Annotated in this window: 18 protein-coding genes and 1 tRNA gene; 3 read left to right on the forward strand and 16 right to left on the reverse strand. The window is 69.7% G+C overall.

The window, feature by feature from the left end; translation table 11 throughout:
* Positions 1 to 172 precede the first annotated feature (172 nt).
* The 11 genes from IEX49_RS00925 to argS all read right to left on the reverse strand — a co-directional run bounded on the left by IEX49_RS00925 (position 173) and on the right by argS (position 13,616).
* Positions 173 to 601 carry a hypothetical protein gene (locus IEX49_RS00925; protein WP_229672073.1) on the reverse strand — a complete coding sequence of 143 codons (429 nt, stop codon included), beginning with the start codon at positions 599 to 601 and terminating at the stop codon, positions 173 to 175.
* A gap of 8 nt (positions 602 to 609) precedes the next feature.
* Positions 610 to 1,725: an MraY family glycosyltransferase gene (locus tag IEX49_RS00930; protein ID WP_188803312.1), complete on the reverse strand. Its 1,116-nt coding sequence runs from the start codon at positions 1,723 to 1,725 to the stop codon at positions 610 to 612.
* On the reverse strand, positions 1,722 to 2,363 hold the full coding sequence (locus IEX49_RS00935) for an L-threonylcarbamoyladenylate synthase (RefSeq protein WP_188803314.1): 642 nt from the start codon (positions 2,361 to 2,363) through the stop codon (positions 1,722 to 1,724). The genes IEX49_RS00930 and IEX49_RS00935 overlap by 4 nt, the downstream gene beginning before the upstream one ends.
* On the reverse strand, positions 2,360 to 3,295 hold the full coding sequence (gene prmC / locus IEX49_RS00940) for a peptide chain release factor N(5)-glutamine methyltransferase (protein WP_188803316.1): 936 nt from the start codon (positions 3,293 to 3,295) through the stop codon (positions 2,360 to 2,362). The genes IEX49_RS00935 and prmC overlap by 4 nt, the downstream gene beginning before the upstream one ends.
* Complete coding sequence (gene prfA, locus IEX49_RS00945; RefSeq protein ID WP_188803318.1) at positions 3,288 to 4,367, reverse strand: peptide chain release factor 1; 1,080 nt, start codon at positions 4,365 to 4,367, stop codon at positions 3,288 to 3,290. The genes prmC and prfA overlap by 8 nt, the downstream gene beginning before the upstream one ends.
* Before the next feature lie 144 nt (positions 4,368 to 4,511).
* Positions 4,512 to 6,698 (reverse strand): transcription termination factor Rho, encoded by a 2,187-nt coding sequence (rho, locus tag IEX49_RS00950; RefSeq protein ID WP_188803320.1) that lies wholly within the window; start codon positions 6,696 to 6,698, stop codon positions 4,512 to 4,514.
* Between the two features lie 240 nt (positions 6,699 to 6,938).
* Positions 6,939 to 7,928 carry a homoserine kinase gene (thrB, locus tag IEX49_RS00955; RefSeq protein ID WP_188803322.1) on the reverse strand — a complete coding sequence of 330 codons (990 nt, stop codon included), beginning with the start codon at positions 7,926 to 7,928 and terminating at the stop codon, positions 6,939 to 6,941.
* Positions 7,928 to 9,055 carry a threonine synthase gene (gene thrC, locus IEX49_RS00960; RefSeq protein ID WP_188803324.1) on the reverse strand — a complete coding sequence of 376 codons (1,128 nt, stop codon included), beginning with the start codon at positions 9,053 to 9,055 and terminating at the stop codon, positions 7,928 to 7,930. The genes thrB and thrC overlap by 1 nt, the downstream gene beginning before the upstream one ends.
* Before the next feature lie 5 nt (positions 9,056 to 9,060).
* On the reverse strand, positions 9,061 to 10,437 hold the full coding sequence (locus tag IEX49_RS00965) for a homoserine dehydrogenase (protein WP_188803325.1): 1,377 nt from the start codon (positions 10,435 to 10,437) through the stop codon (positions 9,061 to 9,063).
* Between the two features lie 54 nt (positions 10,438 to 10,491).
* The gene (lysA, locus tag IEX49_RS00970; protein ID WP_188803327.1) at positions 10,492 to 11,949 is read right to left on the reverse strand and encodes a diaminopimelate decarboxylase; all 1,458 of its coding nucleotides are present in this window, start codon (positions 11,947 to 11,949) and stop codon (positions 10,492 to 10,494) included.
* A gap of 2 nt (positions 11,950 to 11,951) precedes the next feature.
* On the reverse strand, positions 11,952 to 13,616 hold the full coding sequence (argS, locus tag IEX49_RS00975) for an arginine--tRNA ligase (protein ID WP_188803329.1): 1,665 nt from the start codon (positions 13,614 to 13,616) through the stop codon (positions 11,952 to 11,954).
* Positions 13,617 to 13,745: 129 nt separating this feature from the next.
* Between argS and IEX49_RS00980 the strand changes: the two genes are divergently transcribed.
* Positions 13,746 to 13,821, forward strand: a tRNA-Arg gene (locus IEX49_RS00980).
* A gap of 58 nt (positions 13,822 to 13,879) precedes the next feature.
* Here IEX49_RS00980 and IEX49_RS00985 read toward each other — a convergent pair.
* Positions 13,880 to 14,215, reverse strand: coding sequence for an META domain-containing protein (locus IEX49_RS00985; RefSeq protein ID WP_188803331.1), 336 nt, complete (start codon positions 14,213 to 14,215; stop codon positions 13,880 to 13,882).
* Between the two features lie 29 nt (positions 14,216 to 14,244).
* Here IEX49_RS00985 and IEX49_RS00990 point away from each other — a divergent pair, with 29 nt between their 5' ends.
* Positions 14,245 to 15,273, forward strand: coding sequence for a GNAT family N-acetyltransferase (locus IEX49_RS00990; RefSeq protein WP_188803333.1), 1,029 nt, complete (start codon positions 14,245 to 14,247; stop codon positions 15,271 to 15,273).
* An 18-nt stretch (positions 15,274 to 15,291) separates the two neighbouring features.
* Here the strand turns inward: IEX49_RS00990 and putP are convergent, their stop codons facing one another.
* The 4 genes from putP to IEX49_RS01010 are packed head-to-tail and all read right to left on the reverse strand — an operon-like array spanning position 15,292 to position 19,650.
* Positions 15,292 to 16,830: a sodium/proline symporter PutP gene (gene putP / locus IEX49_RS00995; RefSeq protein ID WP_188803335.1), complete on the reverse strand. Its 1,539-nt coding sequence runs from the start codon at positions 16,828 to 16,830 to the stop codon at positions 15,292 to 15,294.
* Between the two features lie 9 nt (positions 16,831 to 16,839).
* Entirely contained in the window at positions 16,840 to 17,631 is a 792-nt protein-coding gene (locus tag IEX49_RS01000) for an ABC transporter ATP-binding protein (RefSeq protein ID WP_188803337.1), read from the reverse strand.
* Complete coding sequence (locus IEX49_RS01005) at positions 17,631 to 18,617, reverse strand: ABC transporter permease (protein WP_188803338.1); 987 nt, start codon at positions 18,615 to 18,617, stop codon at positions 17,631 to 17,633. The genes IEX49_RS01000 and IEX49_RS01005 overlap by 1 nt, the downstream gene beginning before the upstream one ends.
* 10 nt (positions 18,618 to 18,627) lie before the next feature.
* Positions 18,628 to 19,650 carry an ABC transporter substrate-binding protein gene (locus IEX49_RS01010; protein WP_373286653.1) on the reverse strand — a complete coding sequence of 341 codons (1,023 nt, stop codon included), beginning with the start codon at positions 19,648 to 19,650 and terminating at the stop codon, positions 18,628 to 18,630.
* 264 nt (positions 19,651 to 19,914) lie between these two features.
* Here IEX49_RS01010 and IEX49_RS01015 point away from each other — a divergent pair, with 264 nt between their 5' ends.
* Positions 19,915 to 21,516 carry an HNH endonuclease gene (locus IEX49_RS01015; RefSeq protein ID WP_188803340.1) on the forward strand — a complete coding sequence of 534 codons (1,602 nt, stop codon included), beginning with the start codon at positions 19,915 to 19,917 and terminating at the stop codon, positions 21,514 to 21,516.
* The last annotated feature ends 75 nt before the right edge of the window (positions 21,517 to 21,591 follow it).

Here is a 21,591-nt window from a genome sequence, read left to right on the forward strand (position 1 = left end):
TGATGACCAAAAAGCCCAATTCGGCGCGGTTTTCGCGCCTCGGGACGATTTATTTCTACGTTGTGTCGAAGTCACACCGTCATCGGCCTGACATCCGCCCGTGACCAGACCGTGATGCGGCGTCCATTCGCCGCCCCTGGTCATCCATCGAGGCATTGAGGCGCCGATGAGGTCAGTCGTCGTAGATCTGCTGCCGCGTCCGGGCGAAGACGAGGACCTCGGTCACCTGCCAGGCCACGATCGCCACGAGCGCGCCGAGTCCGGCGGCCATGGTGTCGAGCCAGGCCGGCGTGGGCACCACGGTCAGCAGCACCGCCATCAGGATGATCTTCAGGACGAAACCGAACAGGGCGATGAACACCGCCTGCTCCCGCCAGCGGTCCCAGGACCAGGCCGTCACGAGCAGCGTGAGACCGGAGAGAACCACGACGGCGGCGCCGGCCAGTCCCAGCGACGCGGCGGCGGCTCCGCCGGCCGGTCCCCCGACCACCAGCCACGCGACGACCACGGCCACGGCCAGTGCGGCCACGGAGCCGATGAGGCAGGCGGTGAGGATTCCCCACCAGCCGCGGGTGTTGACGCGCTTCACGGACGATTTCATGGACGGCTTCATGAGCGGAGTTCCCTCGATGATTCCCTCGAACGGCGCACCCAGGGGTGCAGGGTCAGGTATCCGGCGCCCAGCAGCAGGACGCCGACGACCGGCAGGACGATCAGCCAGTCGAAGAAGTTCAGTGAGACCACCCCGTAGGCGATCAGGAAGGTCCACAGGTAGAGCAGCAGCACGGCCTGCCGGTGGGTCCACCCGCCGTCCACGAGTTTGTGGTGCAGGTGTCCGCGGTCGGCCGAGAACGGGCTGGCCCCGCGGACCGTCCGGCGCACCACGGCCAGGGCCAGGTCCAGCAGCGGCAGAGCCATGACGGCGATCGGCAGCAGGATCGGCATGTAGGCCGGGACGTTCCGGAAGCGGAAGCCCTCCATCGCCTCCACGTCCGCGGTCACGGCCACGGCGGCGGCTGCCAGGAGCAGGCCGATGAGCATGGCGCCCACCTCGCCCATGAAGATCTTCGCCGGGTTGAAGTTGTGCGGGAGGAAGCCGAGGCAGGACCCGACGAGGACGGCCATGAGCAGGGTGGCCAGGTTCGAGTAGTCGAACTCGTTGATGGTCCGGGTCAGCAGGTAGGTGTAGATGAAGAAGGCTGAGCCCCCGATGACGGCCATCCCGGCGGCCAGCCCGTCGAGGCCGTCCACGAAGTTGATGGCATTCATGGTCAGCACGAGGATGAAGATCGTCAGACCGATCTGGATCGGTTCGTTGCCCACCGCGATCCATCCCACCGGCATGGCCTCGACCCGGATCCCATGGAAGGCCACCAGCGCGGCGGCCGTCACCTGGGCGGCGAGCTTGAGGGTCCAGTGCAGGTCCCACAGATCGTCTGCCACGCCCATCGCCAGGACCACGGCGAGGGCGAACAACAGCCCGCGGATCGGATCGGGGTCGGAGAAGATGCCGTCGAGGAACGGGATCATGGCGCCGATCCCCAACGCCACTAGCACGCCGGCGATCATGGCCACCCCGCCGAGCTTGGGCACCGGCTCGCGGTGTACGTCCCGCTGGCGCTGCGGGGTGTAGACGCCCCCGGCCAGGGCGAGCCTGCGCACCGCCGGTGTCAGGACGAAGCTGATGACGGCGGAAAGCCCCAGCAGCAGCAGGTAGACCTTCATTCCACCAGGTCCGGAACCACCGCGGCCAGCTCGCCGTAGGAGAGGGCTCCGTGACGCACCACGCGGAAGGGCGAGACGGTGCAGTCGATGATGGTGGACGGTTCGGAGACGGTGCGTTCGCCGTCGTCGAGGTAGACGGACACCGTGTCGCCGAGCATCTCGCGGGCGGCCCCGGCCGTCGTCGCCGCCGGGAGAGACGTGCGGTTGGCGCTGGAGACGGCCAGCGGTCCGTACTCCTGGAGCAGCTCACGCGCCACCTGGTCGTCGGGCACGCGCAGGGCGACGGTCCCCCGGGTCTCCCCCAGGTCCCAGGTCAGCGAGGGCTGTGCCTGGAGGATCAGGGTGAGGGCACCGGGCCAGAACTCCTCGGCCAGGTCCCGGGCGCCCTGCGGGACATCGACGGCCAGGCCGTCCATCACCCGCGTGCTCCCGATCAGCACCGGCGGCGGCATGGCACGTCCCCGGCCCTTGGCGGCCAGGAGCACCGCCACGGCCTGCGGGGAGAAGGCGTCGGCGCCGATCCCGTAGACGGTGTCCGTCGGCAGGACCACGCATTCGCGGTCGGCCAGTGCCGTCCGGGCCGCCTCGATGGCCTCGTCCAGTCCGGATTCCGTGGTGCAGTCGATCAGCAGGCTCACCGTGCCATTGTCCCATCCGTGCGCGCTGCGATCGTATAACGCGGCCGCCCGTTGAGGTCCTCTCGCGTCCGGACGTCGCTGAACAACCCTTCCCGCTGCAACAGATCGGCCACCAGTTCGCCCTGCGTGTCGTCGTGTTCCATGACCAGGGTGCCGCCCGGACGCAGCAGTCGGGTGGCCGTGGCCGCCACGACGGTCGGCATACGCATGCCGTCCGCTCCCCCGCCGTAGAGGGCCAGCCCCGGATCACGCCGCGCCTCGGCCTGGGCCGGGATGCGGCCGTCCGGCACGTACGGAGGGTTGGACACCACGACGTCGGCGCGGCCGTCCAGGTCCGGCAGTGCGGTCGCGGCGTCCCCCACGTGCAACGCGACACCGCGCGGGTCCAGGTTGGCGGCCGCCCACCAGGCCGCCTCGGGATCGGCCTCCACCGCGTGGACCGTGGCTCCGGGGACCTCGCTGGCCACCGCCGCCGCAATGGCCCCGGAGCCGGTGCACAGATCGACCACGAGCGGGTGTCCATCCTGTTCGCCCGGTCCCGGCCGAACGGCCCGGGCGGCGTCGATGGCCGCTCCGGCGACGAGTTCGGTCTCCGGGCGGGGCAGGAACACGCCGTGTCCGACCTCCAGCTCCACGGAACGGAAGGTCGTGGTGCCGGTCAGGTACTGCAGTGGGGTGCGGGTGGCGCGGGAGATCGTCAGCCGGCGAAGGTCGACGGACTGGAGCGGATCAATCCGCCGTCCGGCGATGGCCCAGGCGGCCACCTCGCCGCGGCCGGCACCCAGGACGTGGGCGGCCAGCAGCTCGGCGTCCGCGCGCGGCGAGTCCACGCCGGCCGCGGCCAGCAGCTCGGTCGAGGAGCGTAGCAAGGACTCCAGCGTCACGGCGTCCGTCTGGAAGTCAGCCTGCCGGTCAGTCACAGTGTCAGTCATGCTGCCCCAACGCCTCCAATCGGTGCGCCTCGTCCATCTCGATGCAGGACTGCAGGACGGGGCCGAGGTCGCCGTCCAGGACGGCGTCGAGGTTGTAGGCCTTGTATCCGGTGCGGTGGTCCGCCACCCGGTTCTCCGGGTAGTTGTAGGTCCGGATGCGTTCGGAGCGGTCCATGGTCCGGACCTGGGAATGCCGTACGGCGGCGTTCTCGGCGTCGAGCTGTTCCTGCCGGTGGGCCAGGATCCTCGAACGCAGCACGCGCATGCCGGCCTCTCGGTTCTGGATCTGCGACTTCTCGTTCTGCATCGACACCACGATCCCGGTGGGCAGGTGAGTGATGCGTACCGCGGAGTCGGTGGTGTTCACGGACTGGCCGCCCGGACCGGAGGAGCGGTACACGTCGATCTTGAGGTCGTTGGCGGAGATGGCGACCTCCTCCGGCGCGTCGACCTCGGGGAACACCAGCACGCCGGCTGCCGACGTGTGGATGCGGCCCTGGGACTCAGTGACGGGGACGCGCTGCACGCGGTGCACACCGCCCTCGAACTTCAGGTGCGCGAAGACGCCCTGGGACGGGTCGGTCGAGTTGCCCTTGATGGCTACCTGGACATCCTTGTAGCCACCGAGGTCAGACTCCGTGGTGGAGAGGATCTCGGTCTTCCACCCCTTGGACTCGGCGAAGCGCACGTACATCCGCAGCAGGTCCGCGGCGAAGAGGGCGGCCTCCTCGCCGCCCTCGCCGCCCTTGATCTCGAGGATGGCGTCCCGCGCATCGGCCGGGTCCCGGGGAATGAGCAACCGGCGCAGCTTCTCCGTGGCCTGCTCCGCCGCGGCCTCGAGCTCGGGCACCTCGGCGGCGAACTCCTCGTCGTCCTCGGCGAGCTCGCGGGCATCGGCGAGGTCGGCCTCGGCCTGGGTCCACGCCCGGTGCGCCGCGACGATGGCACCGAGCTCGGCGAAGCGGCGGCCCAGCTTCCGGGACAGGGCCTGGTCCTGGTGCACGGCGGGGTCCGCAAGTCTCTCGGTGAGCTCGTGGTGCTCGTCCAGCAGGTCCTGCACGGATTCGAACATGGGTGTCTTCCTTCAGTCAGGGGCGCAGCCGGGGCCGGTTCCCGGTGATGGGGCGAACGACTCGGCCCCCGCCCTTCCGCCGTCCAGTGCCCGGTGGAGACCGGACAGCGCAGACGGAGGAGGGACGGGGGCCAGGGTGGGTCGCTACTTCTCGCCCTTGGAACCCAACGTGGTCTTGGAGACCAGCATGAGGAACTCGGCGTTCGACTGCGTCTCCTTGATCTTGTTGGTCAGGATCTCCAGTGCCTGCTGCGTGTCCAGGCCGGACAGCACCCGGCGCAGCTTCCACATGATCTTGATCTCGTCGGAGGTCAAGAGGTTCTCCTCACGGCGGGTGCCGGAGGCGTTGACGTCGACGGCCGGGAAGATGCGCTTGTCCGCCAGCTGGCGGGACAGACGCAGTTCCATGTTGCCGGTGCCCTTGAACTCCTCGAAGATGACCTCGTCCATCTTGGACCCGGTCTCTACCAGGGCGGTGGCGAGGATGGTCAGGGAGCCACCGTTCTCGATGTTGCGGGCGGCACCGAAGAACCGCTTCGGCGGGTACAGCGCCGAGGAGTCCACGCCACCGGACAGGATGCGGCCGGAGGCCGGTGCGGCCAGGTTGTAGGCACGGCCCAGACGGGTCATGGAATCCAGCAGGACCACCACGTCGCGGCCCATCTCCACGAGGCGCTTGGCCCGTTCGATGGCCAGTTCGGCCACGGTGGTGTGGTCATCGGCAGGACGGTCGAAGGTCGAGGCGATGACCTCGCCCTTGACCGAGCGCTGCATGTCGGTGACCTCTTCCGGACGCTCGTCCACCAGCACCATCATGAGGTGCACCTCAGGGTTGTTGGTGGTGACGGCATTCGCGATGGACTGCAGGATCATCGTCTTGCCGGCCTTCGGCGGCGAGACGATGAGGCCGCGCTGCCCCTTGCCGATCGGCGAGACCAGGTCAATCACGCGCGGGCCGACCAGCTTGGGATCGGTCTCCAGGCGCAGACGCTCCTGCGGGTACAGCGGCACCAGGTCGTTGAACTTCGTGCGCTTGGGGCTGTCCTCGGCCTGCTGTCCGTTGACCGAGGTCAGGCGCACCAGGGCGTTGAACTTCTGCCGGTTGCCACCGCCGGTGTTGTTGTTGTTGTTCTGGCTCTCGCCGTCACGCGGGGCGCGGATGGCGCCCACGACGGCGTCGCCCTTGCGCAGGCCGTACTTCTTGACCATGGACAGGGAGACGTAGACGTCGTTCGGGCCGGGCAGGTAGCCGGAGGTCCGCACGAAGGCGTAGTTGTCCAGGACGTCCAGGATGCCGGCGACGGGCAGCAGCACGTCGTCCTCGGTCATCTCGGTGTCGTCGACCTCGGGGCCGCTGCGACCGCGGCGGTTGCGGTTGCGGTCGTTGCGATTGCGGTTGCGGCGGTTGCGGCGGCTGTCCTCGTCGCGGTCGTTGTTCCGCTCGTTGCGGTCGTTGTTCCGGTTGGTGCCCCGGGAACCGGACTGCTGATCGTTGTCGGACTTGCTGTCAGACCTGTTGCTGTCAGACCTGTTGTCCTGCTGGCGATCGGCGTTCCGGTCGCTGCGGTCGTTGTTCCGGTCGTTACGGCTGTTCCGGTCATTCCGGTCGCCACGGCCGGAGCGATTGTTGCGGTCGCCGCGGGCGTTCCGGTCGTTGGAGCGCTCCTGCTGGCCGTCGGTCCCCTGGCCGGCGCCCTCGCTGGCACCGTTCCGGGACTCGGACGCCGCCTCGGACGAGGTCTCCGCGGGGGCGGACTGGTCCTCGCCGGTGGTGCCGGCCGCCGACTCGGCGCGGCGTGAACGGGTCCGGCGGGCCGGACGCTCGGGAGCGCCGCCCTCGGTGCCCGCGGCCGACGTCGCGGGCTGCTTCTGGTCGCTCGACTGCTCGACCGACTGGTCTGCCGACGAGTCAGCCTGCTTCTGGTCAGCCGGCTGCTCAGCCTGCTTCTGCTCGGCCTGGGCGCCGGCGGCCTTGGTGCCGCGGGTACGGCGCTTCGGTGCGGCCGCGCCGTCATCGGCGCCGGCCTTGCTGTCGGCACCGGCCTTGGTGTCCGACCCGGCTGCGGCACCGGACGTGTTCTCAGCCTGCTTGCGGTCCGCGACGGAGCCGCCGCGCTGGTGGCTGGAGATGGCGGCCACCAGGTCGGATTTGCGCATCCGGGATCCCCCGGTGATGCCGAGCTGGGAGGCCAGCGCCTGCAGCTGGGCCAGCTTCAGGCCAGCCAGTCCGCCGCCTGCTGGGGCGGCGGTGGTGGCAGTGGTGGCAGCCGCGGCGGGTGCCTCGGCGGAATTGCCCGCGGAGGCCGTGGGCAGTTCAGTGGTTTCGGTCACGAAGGTTCCTTCTCCCTCGTCAGGCAGGATCCGACTGGAGGGATCCCGCGAAGTGTGTACCGGCTGCCACCTGAACAGGTGGCTGAAAACCGGGATTCAGTACCGGATCGGACTCGATCCGGGAAAGTCCAATCCAGGGAGCCAAGACAGGTCGAAGCCCGCTGGGACCGAACTGGTCCGCGTGGAGCCTGGATTCCCACCGACCACGGGATCCGCACTCTCAGCGGAACCCGGTCGACATCAGCCCGAGATGGGCTGGCCTGAGCGGTGTGTCTCCACCTTAGCACCCGCGGCGTCCACGGGCAGAATGCTGACACGCCACGGCTGCGCGGACCCCTCAAGGCCTGCCTGCAGGGCTGCCCGGGCACGGCCTGCCTGGTCCATGCCGTCGGCGAGCACCATGACGGTCGGGCCGGCGCCGGAGACCACGGCGGCCAGCCCCTGCCGGCGCAGGTCTCGCACCAGTCCGACGGACTCCGGCATGGCCGGCTCCCTCTGGTCCTGGTGCAGCCAGTCGCGCGTGCCGGCCAGCAGCAGTGACGGCTCCTGCGTCAAGGCGTGCACCAACAGCCCCACCCGGCCGGCGTTCGCGGCGGCCACGTGGTGCGGGACCTGCGAGGGCAACAGCCCGCGGGCCGTCTCGGTGCTCAGCGGCTGCGCGGGGATGGCTACCACGGGCACCACCGCGGGATGCGGCCTCATGGCCGAGGAACGGTAGCGACCGTCCTCCTCCCAGGAGACGGTGAGCCCCCCGGTCAGGGCCGGCGCCACGTTGTCCGGGTGGCCCTCCAGGTGCGAGGCCGCGTTGAGCAGGTCCGCCGCGGAGGCGCGTTCGTCCTCCGGCAGCAGGGCGTCGGCGAGCAGGATGGCGCTGGCATGGGCCGCGGCCGAGGAACCGAGCCCACGGCCATGCGGGATCCGGTTGGTGGCCACCAGCTCCAGCCCGGGCACCTTCCAGCCGCGCTCGAGCAGGTATCCGCGCAACGTGGCGATCACCAGGTGCGAGGCGTCGGTGGGCACGGTTCCGGCCCCCTCGCCCTGCACCACGGCCGAGAAGCCCTCGTCCACGGTGGTCACCTCAACATCGTCCCGCAGGTCGAGGGCGAGGCCCATGGAATCGAATCCGGGGCCGAGATTCGCCGAGGTCGCGGGGACGGAGACACGCACGGTGACCCCGGCGGGCACGCTCCTCAGACCCTGTGCCAGACTCCGCTCCGGCCGATTCGGCATCAGGAGAGCCCCAGGGCCTCGGCCACGGCCACGACGTCGAACGGCACCTTCTGCGGTTCGACGTCCGAGCCGTCCGCATTCCTCAGGGCCCACTGCGGGTCCTTGAGCCCGTGACCGGTCACCGTGATGACCCAGCGCTTGCCGGCCGGGACGTTGCCGAGGGCGTGGTGCTTGATGAGTCCGGCCACGCCGGCGGCGGAGGCGGGCTCCACGAAGACGCCCTCCCGGGCGGACAGCCAGCGGTGGGCGGCCAGGATCTCGTCATCGGTGACGGAGTCGATCATGCCCCCGGACTCGTCGCGCGCAGCCTCGGCCTGCTCCCAGGAGGCCGGGTTGCCGATCCGGATGGCGGTGGCGATGGTGTCCGGCTCGGTCACGGGATGACCGAGGACGATCGGTGCCGCACCGGCGGCCTGGAAACCCCACATCGTGGGGGTCCGGGTGGCCACCGCGGGCAGCTCGACCGGCTCGGACCCGGCGGGGACGGCACCGGGGTGGGGGTTCGTATAGGGCTGGGAGTACTCCTGGTAGCCCTTCCAGTAGGCGGTGATGTTGCCGGCATTGCCGACGGGCAGCAGGTGGTAGTCCGGGGCATCGCCGAGGGCGTCCACGACCTCGAAGGCACCGGTCTTCTGCCCCTCGATGCGGTTCGGGTTCACGGAGTTCACGAGGAAGACCGGGTAGTTCTCGGAGAGCTTGCGGGCCACGTCGAGGCAGTTGTCGAAGTTGCCGTCCACCTGCAGCAGCGTGGCGCCGTGGGCGATGGCCTGCGAGAGCTTGCCCATGGCGATCTTGCCGTCCGGGACCAGCACGGCGCACGTCAGCCCGGCCTGGGTCGCGTAGGCGGCGGCGGAGGCCGAGGTGTTGCCGGTGGAGGCGCAGACCACGGCCTGGGCGCCCTGCTCCACGGCAGCGGTGATGGCCATGGTCATGCCGCGGTCCTTGAAGGAGCCGGTGGGGTTCATGCCCTCGAACTTCACCCACACCTCACCGTCCACGAGCTGGGACAGGGCGGGGGCCTCGATCAGCGGCGTGCCGCCCTCGCCCAGGGTGACCACCCGGGTGCTCTTGCTGACGGGCAGGCGGTCGGCGTATTCGCGGATGACCCCGCGCCATTGGTGTGCCACTGTGTTCAGTTCCCTTCGACTCGCAGGACCGAGACCACTTCGGTCACCACGTCCAGTTCCTTGATGGTGGCCACGGTGGCCGCCAGGTTCTGCTCCTTGGCCTCGTGCGTGATGATGCGCAGGAGCGACTCGGGAGCCTCATCGGTGTAGGCCTCGTCGGATTCCTCGACGACGAGGTCGTCCTCCGCCAGGGGGACCTGCCGCATGGACTCGATCGACACACCGTGTTCGGCGACGGCCGAGGCAATGGCGGCCAGCACTCCGGGGCGGTCCGCCACCCGGATGACCACCATGTAGCTGGTGCGAGCCTCCCCCACGGGCAGGGCCGGCACCACGGATCGAGGGGTGTGCGTGCGTCCGGCACCGCCACGCACCAGCCGTCGGGCGATGGAGACAGTGTCCCCCATGACGGCGCTGGCCGTGGGGGCACCGCCGGCACCGGGCCCGTAGAACATCAGCTCGCCGGCGTTCTGCGTCTCGACGAAGACGGCGTTGAAGGCGCCGCGGACGGCGGCCAGCGGGTGTTCGCGCGGCAACAGAGTCGGGTGCACGCGCAGCACGGCGCCGGCGGTCCCGTCACCAGCGGTGATCCGCTCGGCGATCGCCAGCAGCTTGATGACGTAGCCGGCCTCGGAGGCGGCCTCGTTGTCCGCGGCGGTGATCCTGGTGATGCCCTCACAGTAGACCTCGTCGATCCGGAACGGTGCGTGGAAGGCCAGGTTGGCCAGGATCGCGGCCTTGGCGGCCGCGTCATGGCCCTCGATGTCCGCCGTCGGGTCGGCCTCGGCGTAGCCGAGCTCCTGGGCATCGGCGAGGGCATCATCAAAAGCCGCCCCGGTGGTGTCCATCTGGTCCAGGATGTAGTTCGTCGTGCCGTTGGCGATGCCCATCACGCGGGTGACGGTGTCCCCGGCCAGGGAGTCCCGCAGCGGGCGCAAGATAGGGATGGCCCCGGCCACGGACGCCTCGAAGGAGAGCTGGGTGCCGGCCTCCGCGGCGGCCGCGAACAACTCCGAGCCGGACTGGGCGAGCAGGGCCTTGTTGCCGGTGACCACGGCCGAGCCGTTGCCGATGGCCCGTTCGATGAGCGACTTGGCGGGCTCGATGCCACCCATCAGCTCCAGCACGATGTCGGCGGAATCCACCAGCGCCTCGGCGTCCGTGGTGTACAGCTCGCGGGGCAGCTGGTAGTCGCGACGCCCGTCCGGATTGCGGACGAAGACGCCGGCCAGCTCCAGGCGCGCGCCCACCCGGGCGGCCAGCATCTCGGCGTCCTCCGTGAGGATCCGCGCCACCTGGGAGCCGACGGTGCCGGCGCCCAGCAGCGCGATCTTCAGTGCCGGCTGCGAGTCGTGCGGGGCGGACGGGGTCGTGACGGTCATGGTCCTCCGTTGGTTCTGGGAGATGGAAAAGTCGGGATGGAAAAGTCGGCTCCGCTACAGACCGGTCTCGCGGGCGAAGAGGTCCTCTTCGGTCTCGCGGCGGATGATCACGCGGGCCTGCCCGCCCTGGACCGCGACGACGGCCGGCCGGGTGAGCATGTTGTAGTTGCTGGACAGCGAATGGCAGTACGCACCGGTGGCGGGCACGGCCAGCAGGTCGCCGCGGGCCACGTCGTCCGGCAGGTAGGCATCCTTGACGACGATGTCCCCGGACTCACAGTGCTTGCCGACCACCCGGGAGAGGACCGCCGGGGCGCCGGAGACACGGGAGGCCAGGGCCACGGAGTAGTCGGCCTCGTAGAGGACCGGGCGGGCATTGTCCGACATGCCCCCGTCCACGGAGACGTAGCGGCGCGGATGGGTGGTGCCCTGGTCACCGTCCACGGTCACGGTCTTGCGGACACCGGCCTCGTACAGGGTGAAGGCGGCCGGGCCGGAGATGGCACGGCCGGGCTCGATCGAGATCCGAGGGCAGGCCATCCCCAGCGCCGTGCAGGCCGCGCCGACCACGCCGGCCAGCGTGGTGGCGATGTCCTGCGGCGTCCGCGGGGTGTCCGCGGCGGTGTAGGCGATGCCGTGTCCGCCGCCGAGGTCCAGCTCCTCCAGCTCGACTCCGTGCTCCGCCTTGATCTCGGCGAGGAAGCCCAGCAGCTTCTCGGCGGCCACGCCGAAGCCCTCGGGCTCGAAGATCTGCGAGCCGATGTGGCAGTGCAGTCCGCGCAGGTCGATGGACCCGGCGGCCAGCGCCCGCGCGACGGCCTCTGCGGCCGGCGACCCGGCCGTTCCAGCCGCTCCGTCCGTTCCAGCCGGCCCCGCCATCGAGAGTCCGAACTTCTGATCCTCGTGGGCGGTGGCGATGAACTCATGGGTGTGGGCGTGCACGCCGGGCGTCAGCCGCAGCATCACGGGGGCGACCGCGCCGGCCTCGGCGGCCAGCTCCGTGAGCCGGTCCAGCTCGTCCAGGGAGTCCACGACGATCCGCCCGACCCCGGCGGCCAGGGCCCGGCGCATCTCGTCATCGGACTTGTTGTTGCCGTGCAGTCCGATGTGCGCCGGATCGACGCCGGCGCGCAGCGCGGTGGCCATCTCGCCCCCGGAGGCGGTGTCCAGGCGCAGGCCCTCCTCACTCACCCAGCGGGCGGCCGGGGTGCAGAGGAAGGACTTGCCGGCGTAGTAGACGTCCACGCCCCCGCACAGGTCCGCGAAGGCCTCGTTGAAGGCGTCGCGGAAGGAACGAGCGCGCGAGCGGAAGTCGTCCTCGTCGAGGACCAGGAGCGGTGTCCCGTAGTCCCGCGCCAGCTGGGAGGCGGGCAGACCCTGGACGGCGATCTCGCCGTCGTCGTTCCGTTCCACTCCGGAGGCCCAGAGCTTGGTGACCAGGGCGTTCGGGTCTTCGGGGTAGTCCAACCAGTCGGGTGCCAGGGGCGAGGCGTGGGCAGTAGAAGCAGTCACGGTCACATCCGTTCCGGGGCGCTCACGCCCAGCAGGTCGAGTCCATTGGCGAGCACCTGCGCGGTGGCCTCATTGAGCCACAGGCGGGTGCGGTTGAGGTCGGTGATCTCCCCCGGCTGGACGTCGCCGGTCCGGTCCTCGGCCACGGGCACGATCCGGCACGCGGCATACCAGGAATGGTAGGCGCCGGCGATGACCTCCAGGTGGCGGGCCACGCGGTGCGGTTCGCGGAATTCGGCCGCCTGGGCCACGATCGACGGGAATTCGCCGAGTCGGGCCAGCAGATCCGATTCGGTCGCGTGCGTCAGCAGCGCGGCGTCGAAGACGGAACGGTCGACGCCGGCCGCCTCGGCCGTGCGTGCCGCACCCCGGGACCGCGCATGGGCGTACTGCACGTAGAACACCGGGTTGTCATTGGTCTTCGACGTGAGGATCTCCGGGTCGATGGTGATCGGGGAATCCGCCGGGTACCGGGCCAAGGAGTAGCGCAGCGCGTCCGCCCCGAGCCAGTCGATGAGGTCCTTGAGCTCGATGATGTTGCCGGCCCGCTTGGACAGCTTGGCTCCGTTGACGGAGATCAGCTGGCCGATGAGCACCTCGATGTTGCGTGCCGGGTCGTCACCGGCGCAGGCCGCGATGGCCTTGAGACGGCCGACGTAGCCGTGGTGGTCCGCGCCGAGCAGGTAGATCTTCTCGATGAAGCCGCGGTCCTTCTTGGACAGGTAGTAGGCGGCATCCGCGGCGAAGTAGGTGGGCTCGCCGTTGGCGCGGATGAGCACGCGGTCCTTGTCATCCCCGAAGTCGGTGGTGCGCAGCCAGACGGCGCCCTCACGGTCGTCGATGTGGCCCTGCTCGCGCAGCCGCTGCACGGCATGGCCGATGGCGCCGGACTCGTGCAGCTCCTTCTCCGAGAACCAGACATCGAAGTGCACGCCGAAGGTCTCGAGCGTGTCCCGGATGTCCTGCATCTGGTGGCGGTAGGCCGCCTCGCGGATGACCGGGAGGGCCGCCTCCTCGGTGAGGGTGGTGATGTCCGGGTGTTCGGTGCGCACCTGGGTGGCCAGGTCCTGGATGTACTCGCCCGGGTAGCCGCCCTCCGGCACGGGCAGCCCGTGCAGGCGGTTGTAGACCGACTGGGCGAACACGTTCATCTGGTTGCCTGCGTCGTTGATGTAGTACTCGGCTGTGACCTCGGCCCCGGAGGCGCGCAGCAGCCGGGAGATCGCGTCGCCGAGCGCGGCCCAGCGGGTATGGCCGATGTGCAGGGGGCCCGTGGGGTTCGCGGAGACGAACTCCATGTTGACCACGCTGCCCGCCAGGGCGGTGTTCCGGCCATAGGCGGCTCCGCCCTCGACGACGGTGCGGGCCAGCTCCCCCGCGGCCGCGGCGTCGAGCGTGATGTTCAGGAAGCCGGGGCCGGCGATGTCCACCCGGTCCACACCGGGGACCTGCGCCAGCTTCTCGGCGAGCAGCGCCGCGAGGTCTCGTGGGGCCAGGCCGGCCTTCTTACCCAGCTGCATGGCCACGTTGGTGGCCCAGTCACCGTGCTCTCGGTTCTTCGGTCGCTCCACCTTGATCGTGGTGGGCACCTCCACAGAGATCTCGCCGGAATCAACGGCATCCTGCAGACAAGCGGCCAGGGCTGTGGAAAGGTCTTCGGGGGTCACCCGCGACAGTCTAATGTTCTGGCGGTCCCCGTCCGTAACCTGCGCCGGACGGTGGGCCGGTTTCCCGCACCGGCCCCACATGGGGTAGGGTTATCAAGTCCTGATCGGCCCGCCGCTTGAGGGACCCCCGCCTCCGTAGCTCAGGGGATAGAGCGTCTGCCTCCGGAGCAGAAGGCCGCAGGTTCGATTCCTGCCGGGGGCACCATCATCTCCTCTTCTCTCTCCTCATGTCCGCGTCGGCGGCATCACCCACAGCCTGAACGTCACGCGGTGGTCCCGGAGTCCGGCACGGCCCGCAGCAGGGCGCCGATGACCTGGCCGGCTGCATCGAGGACCTCGAGCCGATCTCCGGAAGTGTCACGGAGGAGCAGTGCGGACACGGCGCCGTTGAGCCAGGTGTCCACACCCTTGCAGAACATCATCGTCGAGACCAGACGGCCGAAGTCGACCCGCTCCTCCGTCAGGGTCCACTCCCCCATCAGGCGATTGCAGCCGTCTGAACCGTACAGCCGGCCCCCGGCCTCAAAGCCCAGCCACGGTTGGCCCGGGGCGTCAGAGCCCCAACGGTGATCGACGAGTTCGGCAGCGAGCTCTTCCATCACGCCATCGTAGGGCAGACGATTCCCTCATGGTCGAGAGAAACCCAGTGGCGGCAGACGCGGTGGAGGGCAGCAGCACGGTGGAGGGCAGCACGGTGGACAGAAGCGCCGCCCTCGCCTTCATCATCGCCTGCCAACAGGACCCCGCCACCGGCACCGCGTTCCTCGGGGAGGATGCCGCCGGGATCGAGGCCGAACTCGAGGGCCTGGACCAGCCCTGGTTGCAGGGCCTGAAGGTCGTGGAACAGGACGGCACGGTCGTCGCCGCGTGCACCGTCGACTGGGACCCGGAGCCGTCGATGGCCTGGGTCCACGGCCCGTGGGGCGCTCCCGAGCAGGTGGCCCGCCACGGCGCCGCCCTGGTGGCTGCGGTGTGCCACGCCGTCCCTGAGGGCATCGAACGCTTCGAGATGTGCGGCCACGTGGCGAACGGGTCCATGGCCGCGCTGGCCTCCGACCTGGGCTGGAACGCCACGGAGGTGAACTACGCCATGGTGGTCCCGGCCCGTACGGCGGCGCGGTGGGCGGAGCCGGCAGCACCGGCTGAACAAGCCAAACAAACCCACCAAACCCACCAAGCCGACCAGCTCACCGGGTCTGACGCCGGCGCGGCGCCGCCGGTGCGCCCTCGGGAACCGGTGCATATCCGCCCGGCGGAACCGGCCGACGTCGGGCTCCTGGAACCGCTGCACACAGTCGAGTTCGGCGAGGCCTACGCGACGGCCGCCCAGTTGCTCTCCCGCCACCACACCGTGGTGGCCGAGGATTCCACCGGCGCGGTGCTGGGTTACGCCGCGGGCTCTCTCCAGGACGACGGGCAGGCCTATGTGGACTTCACGGCCGTGGTCCCCGAAGCCCGGCGCCACGGGTTGGGCCGTCGGCTCGTCGTCGGACTCGCCGAACGGCTACTGGCCGCGGGAAATCCTGAGATGCTGCACCTGACGGTGCGCGAGTCCCGGGAGGCGGCGCACGCCCTGTACCTGTCCCTGGGGATGCGGGAAGACGCGGCACTGCGCGGCTACCGAGGGCCGAGAGTGACAGCTCAGCATCCCGGGTGAACCGTCCCACCGCGCAGCTCAGGCCTCCGAGGCGACGAACTCCTTGCCCTTGGACACTGCGACGGCCTCGTCGAACTCGGCGCTGATCTCGGCCGTCTCCACGGCCTCCGAGCGGTGGGTCACCAGGGAGACGATGATGCCCACGATGGCGGCCAGCACGAAGCCGGGAACGATCTCATACATCTCGAAGACCCCACCCCAGGCCTCGTCCGGCATGTTGCCCCACCAGAACACGATGACGGCGCCGACCACCAGCGAGGACAGGGAGCCCCAGGCGTTGAATCTCTTCCAGAACAGGGCCAGGATCACCACCGGCCCGAAGGAGGCGCCGAAGCCGGCCCAGGCGAAGCTGACGAGGTCCAGGACACTGGCCTCGGGATCGAGGGCGATGAGGATCGCGATGATGGCCACCAGGATGACCCCGCCGCGGCCCAGCCACAACTCGTTCCGCGCACTGGCCTGGCGGCCGAAGAGCTTGTAGAGGTCCTCCACCAGGGCGGAGGAGCACACGATCAACTGGGAGGAGATCGTGGACATCACGGCGGCCAGCACGGCCGCGAGGACCAGTCCGGCCACGAAGGGGTGGAACAGGATCTGGGCCAGGACCAGGAACACCGTCTCCGGATCGTCCAGCGTGGTGCCGGGATTCGCCTGGAAGTAGGCGATGCCCACCAGCGCGGTCATGATGGCGCCGAAGGCACAGATGGCCATCCAGGCCACGCCGATACGACGTCCGGCCACGGCGTCCTTCGCTGAACGCAGGGCCATGAAGCGGACGATGATGTGGGGCTGGCCGAAGTAGCCCAGCCCCCAGGCCAAGGCGGAGATCACACCGACCCACGTGGCGTTGGCGAGGAAGGACAGCCGGTTGGTGCCCTCCTCCATCCCGGCGTCCGCGGACCCGATCAGGTTGACCATCTCGCCCCAGCCGCCCACGTTGATGATGGCGACCACCGGGACGGCGATGAGTGCGGCCAGCATGAGCATGCCCTGCGCCACGTCCGTGAGCGAGGCGCCGAGGAAGCCGCCGAACAGGGTGTAGACGATGGTCACGCCGGCCACGAGCAGCATGCCGACGAGGTAGGTCGAGCCGAACGAGGACTCGAAGAACTTGCCGCCGGCCACCATGCCGGAGGACACGTAGAAGGTGAAGTACACCAGCACGATCCCACCGGCCACGATCCGCAGCAGGTGCGTGCGGTCACGGAAGCGGTTCTCCAGGAACGAGGGGATGGTGATGGAGTTCCGTGCCACCTCGGTGTAGGCCCGCAGGCGCGGGGAGATGAACTTCCAGTTCAGCCAGGCGCCGATGGTCAGGCCGACGGCGATCCAGGCCTCGACCAGGCCAGCGGCGTAGACCGCGCCGGGCAGGCCGAGGAGCAACCAGCCAGACATGTCCGAGGCACCGGCGGAGAGTGCCGCCACGAACGGCGGGAGCTTTCGCCCGGCCAGCATGTAGTCGTCGAGGTCGTTGTTCTTCCGGGACGCGTAGAAGCCGATGGCCAGCATCGCGGCGAAGTACAACAGGATCGCTATGAGTTTGAAGGTGGTGTCCATGGAGGTCTCCTACTGCAGCAGGGTCTTGTCGTCCAGCGTGGCCCCCTTGATCTTCTCGAACTCGCCGAGCAGGTCCCGCACGGTCTTGCCGCACTTCTGCTCCTCGTCGAGGTCGAGGATGATCTGGCCGTCGTGCATCATGACCAGTCGGTTGCCCACCCGCAGCGCCTGCTCCATGTTGTGCGTGACCATCAGAGTGGTGAGCCCCTGATCCGTGACGATCTGCTCGGTCAGCCGGGTCACGAGCTCGGCACGCTGCGGATCCAGGGCGGCGGTGTGCTCGTCCAGCAGCAGGATCCGCGGGTCCGAGAACGTGGCCATGAGCAAGCTGAGGGCCTGCCGCTGGCCACCGGAGAGCAGTCCGACCTTGGCCTTGAGCCGGTTCTCGAGGCCCAGTTCGAGTACGGAGAGCGCCTCCCTGAAACGGCGGCGCTTGGCGTGGGTGACGCCTCGGCCCAGCATCCGGGTGGCGCCGCGCTTGTCCGCGATCGCCATGTTCTCCTCGATGCTCAGGTGCGGCGCGGTTCCCGCCATCGGGTCCTGGAAGACCCGGCCCACCAGGGCGGCCCGGCGGTGGTCCTTGAGCCGCGTGACATTGCGCCCGTCGATCGTCACGGTGCCGGAGTCCGGCGCCAGTCCGCCCGAGATCACGTTCAGCACCGTCGACTTGCCCGCCCCGTTGGAGCCGATCACCGTGACGAAGTCGCCCTCGCTCAGGTGGAGCTCGATCCCCCGCAGGGCGCGCCGCTCGTTGACGGTGCCCGGGAAGAACGTCTTGTTCACGTCCGTCAGAGTCAGCATCAGCGGGTTCCTCCTGCGGTGGGGGCGTCCGGTGCGCCTGCGGGTGCCCCGGCGGTCGCGCCGGCCGGCGACGTCGGCGCCTCGGCTCCCGCGGCGGCGGCACCGCCCGGGTCGGCCCGGTTCACCAGCGCCTTGCGACGCCGGAAGAACGGCATCTGCGGTACCACCAGGGCGATCACCACCAGCACGGCCGAGACGAGCTTCATGTCGTTCGGGTCCAGTCCCACCGTGAGGGCCAGTTGGATGGCCACCCGGTAGAGGACGGAACCGGCGATGACGGCCAGGACGGCCACGAGGATCGAGCGCGTGCCGAAGATGGCCTGGCCGAGGATCACGGACGCCAGGCCGGCGATGATGAGGCCGATGCCCATGCCGATGTCCGCGAAGCCCTGGAACTGGGCGACCACGGCCCCGCTGACTCCGACGAGGGCGTTGGACAGGGCCAGGCCCAGGATCTTCTGGTTGTCCGTGTTGACCCCGTAGGAGCGAATCATCTTCTCGTTGTCCCCGGTGGCCTGCATGGCCAGGCCGAGGTCCGTGTGCAGGAACCAGGCCAGGATGAGCGCCAGCAGGATGGCCACGGCCGCGAAGATGCCGATGGAACCCCAGCCGCCGATCAGGCCGGCGTCCTTGAGCGGGCTGATGGCCGTCTCCTCGCCCAGCAAGGGGACGTTGGCCTTGGCCATGATCCGCAGATTGATCGAATACAACGCGATCTGGGTGAGGATTCCGGCCAGGAGGCCGTTGATGCGTCCCTTGGTGTGCAGTAGACCCGTGATCACGCCCGCCAGGAATCCCGCCACGAACGCCAGCAGGAAGGTCAGATACGGGTTCACCCCGTTGACGATCGAGATGGCGGCGACGGCCGCGCCCGTGGTGAACGAGCCGTCCACCGTCAGGTCTGGGAAGTCGAGGATGCGGAAGGTCACGTAGACCCCGAGGGCCATGATCGCGTAGATCAGGCCCAGTTCGATGGCGGTGTTCATGAAGGGATGCCTACTCCTGGCCCACCACGTGGTCGGCCTCGTCGATCATTGACTGCGGGATCTCCACGCCCATGGCCTCGGCGGCGGCCGGGTTCACGTACAGCTCCGGTTCGGTCTGGGTCTCCACCGGCATGGTGGCAGGGTCTGCACCCTCGGTCAGGATGCGGAGGGCCATGTCCGCCGTCTGCGCACCGAGCTGGTCGTAGCTCAGGCCGTACGTGGCCACGCCGCCGCGCTCCACCGAATCGCCCTCGGCGGGGATCAGCGGGATCTGGCGGTCCTGGGCCACACCGATCAGGGTCTCCAGGGCGGATACCACCGCATTGTCGGTGGGCACGTACAGGGCGTCGACGTCGGAGAGCGAGTTCGCGGCCTGCTGCACCTCGGAGGAGTTGGAGACGGTGGCCTCGACGATCTCCAGGCCCAGCTCCTCCGCGGCCTCCTTGGCCCACTCGACCTGGACCTCGGAGTTGACCTCGCCGGAGGAGTAGACGATGCCGACCGTCTGGGCCTCGGGATCCAGCTCGGTCAGCAGGGTCAGCTGCTCCAGCACGGGGTTGGCATCGGAGGTACCCGTGACATTGCCGCCGGGGGCCTCGTTCGACTCCACCAGGTTGGCCGAGACCGGGTCGGTCACGGCGGTGAAGAGCACCGGGATGTCGGTGATGGCCTGGGCGGCGGTCTGTGCGGACGGGGTGGCGATCGCCAGCACGAGGTCGTGGTCACCGGAGGCGAAGGAGCCGGCGATGGTGTTGGCGGTCGCCTGATCGCCCTGGGCATTCTGGACGTCCAGGGTGATGTCCAGGCCGGACTCCTCGATCCGTTCCTCGAACCCGGCGCGGGCCGCGTCCAGCGAGGGGTGGGAAAGGAACTGTGACACACCGATGGAATAGGACTCGGCGCCGTCGCCGCCCTCGGTCGCGGAGCCGCCGTCGCCTCCGTCGTTGCCGCAGGCGGTCAGGGCGAGTGCGGAGACAGCGAGCAGCGCTCCTGCACGGAGTCCGGTGCGGTTCTTCTGGCTACCGAGCATCATGGGGGTCCTTTCACCACCGCGTACGCCGGGTGGACGCGGGTGCGCCGGTGCGAGGGATCCGGGGTACGACGGTATCCCACCATAGTCGTGTCCCACGTCATACAGTCAGGCACCACGCACGGAGATCTTCGCGGACGCGGAGAAGGCCGTAGTGAATACCGTGGAGAACGGGGGCTCCTCCACAGGCGACCGGATGACCAGCCCCGTCCACCGTTCCACCGCGGGGTGCTTATCGTGTCCGAGCACCTCCGTAGAGTAGTACACATGTTCGAAGAAATCAGGTTGGACCCCCTGCCCGACGGCGGCGCCACCGGCAGCGCTCCCGCCGCCGGTCCCGCTCCGGTCAAGGCTCTGGTCAACGCCCTGGACCTCATCGGACTACGCCAGGCCCTGGCGCTGATGGCCCCGGCCGCGGCCCTCGACCGTGACGACCTGGTCGAGGCGGATTCTCCTGGTAACGACTCCGGCACCCCTCCGAACGCCATCGCCTCACCGGACGGACCCGAGGCCGAGGCCATTGACCGCATCCACGCCCTGGAGGCCCTCAAGGCGGCCTGCGCCGCCGCCCAGGCCCGTGAGACCGCCGCCCTGCACGCCCACCGCACCCACGCCGAGGGAGTCCGCGGCATCCCCGTGACCAGGCGCGGCCGCGGCCTTCCGGGCGAGGTCGCCCTGGCGCGCAAGGCGGCCCACTCCCGCGGCTCCCACCACCTGCGCCTGGCCCTGAACCTCCTCCAGCACCTCCCCCACACCCTGGAGGCGCTGACCGACGGGACCATTACGGAAGACCAGGCCGCGGCCGTCGACCGCCAGACCCACTGGCTCGATCCCCACCACCGGCACGCCGTGGACGCCGCACTGGCGGACCGGCTCGGCCATCTCAGTCACCGCGAGCTGACCCGTGAGGCCCAGGCCCATGCCCAGGGGCAGGACCCGGCTGCGGCCGTCGAACACCAGGAGCAGGCCTGCCGGGACCGGCACCTCAGCCTGAAACCGGCCGAGAGCAGCCCCGGCATGGCCTACCTCACCGCACTGCTGCCCCTGGCCCAGGCCGCGGCCTGCCATCAGAGCCTCACCGCTGCGGCCGCCACGCTGATCGCCGGTGGGGACGCCGGCGAGCGCACGCCGCAGCAGGTCCTCACGGACACCTTCGTCGAACGGCTCACGGGGCAGAGCGAGGCCGGTTCCGTCCCGGTCGAGATCCAGCTCGTCATGACCGACCAGGCGCTGCTGGACGGAGACCACGCCCCGGCCTGGATTCCCGGCCTGGGCCCGATCCCCGCCGCGACCGCCAGAGGTGTCCTCTCCGATACGGAGGCAGACGTGTTCCTGCGCCGTCTCTACACCGCACCCGAGACCGGTCATCTCGTAGCCATGGACTCTCACCGCCGCACCTTCACCGGCGGCCTGCGTCAGATGATCCTGATCCGGGACGACACCTGCCGCACTCCGTTCTGCGCAGCGCCGATCCGCCACCTCGATCACGCCACGCCCCACCGTGACGGCGGGACCACGAGCTACGCCAACGGTTCCGGGCTCTGCGTGCGCTGCAACCAGACCAAGGAACAACCCGGCTGGACCCACCGCTCCACGCCGGACGAGCTCACCGTCACCACCCCCACCGGACACCAGTACACCCGCCTGCCCCGACGCCTGGTGCCGCCCGCACCATCAGGGGTCCGAGCCCCCACGGTGCCGCCCGGCACCACCCCCACCATCGGACACCGCGTTCGACTACCGTCTGACGCTCCATTGCCTTCTGACGCTGATTTATGTCCCGGCCTCCTCCCGAGACTCGTGTTCCAGGGCCCCGTGGACTTCCACCTCGCCGGCCATCCTCCCTCCGCCGGCGACCGGGCAGCCTGAGCCGACATCGCCGCTGCCCCGGCATCCCCGCTGATATGGCGCCTCCCTGAGCCGGCATGCCCACCGACCCGCACG

The sequence above is a fragment of the Citricoccus zhacaiensis genome (assembly GCF_014645315.1).
In the GTDB taxonomy this organism is placed as follows: Bacteria; Actinomycetota; Actinomycetes; order Actinomycetales; family Micrococcaceae; genus Citricoccus; species Citricoccus zhacaiensis.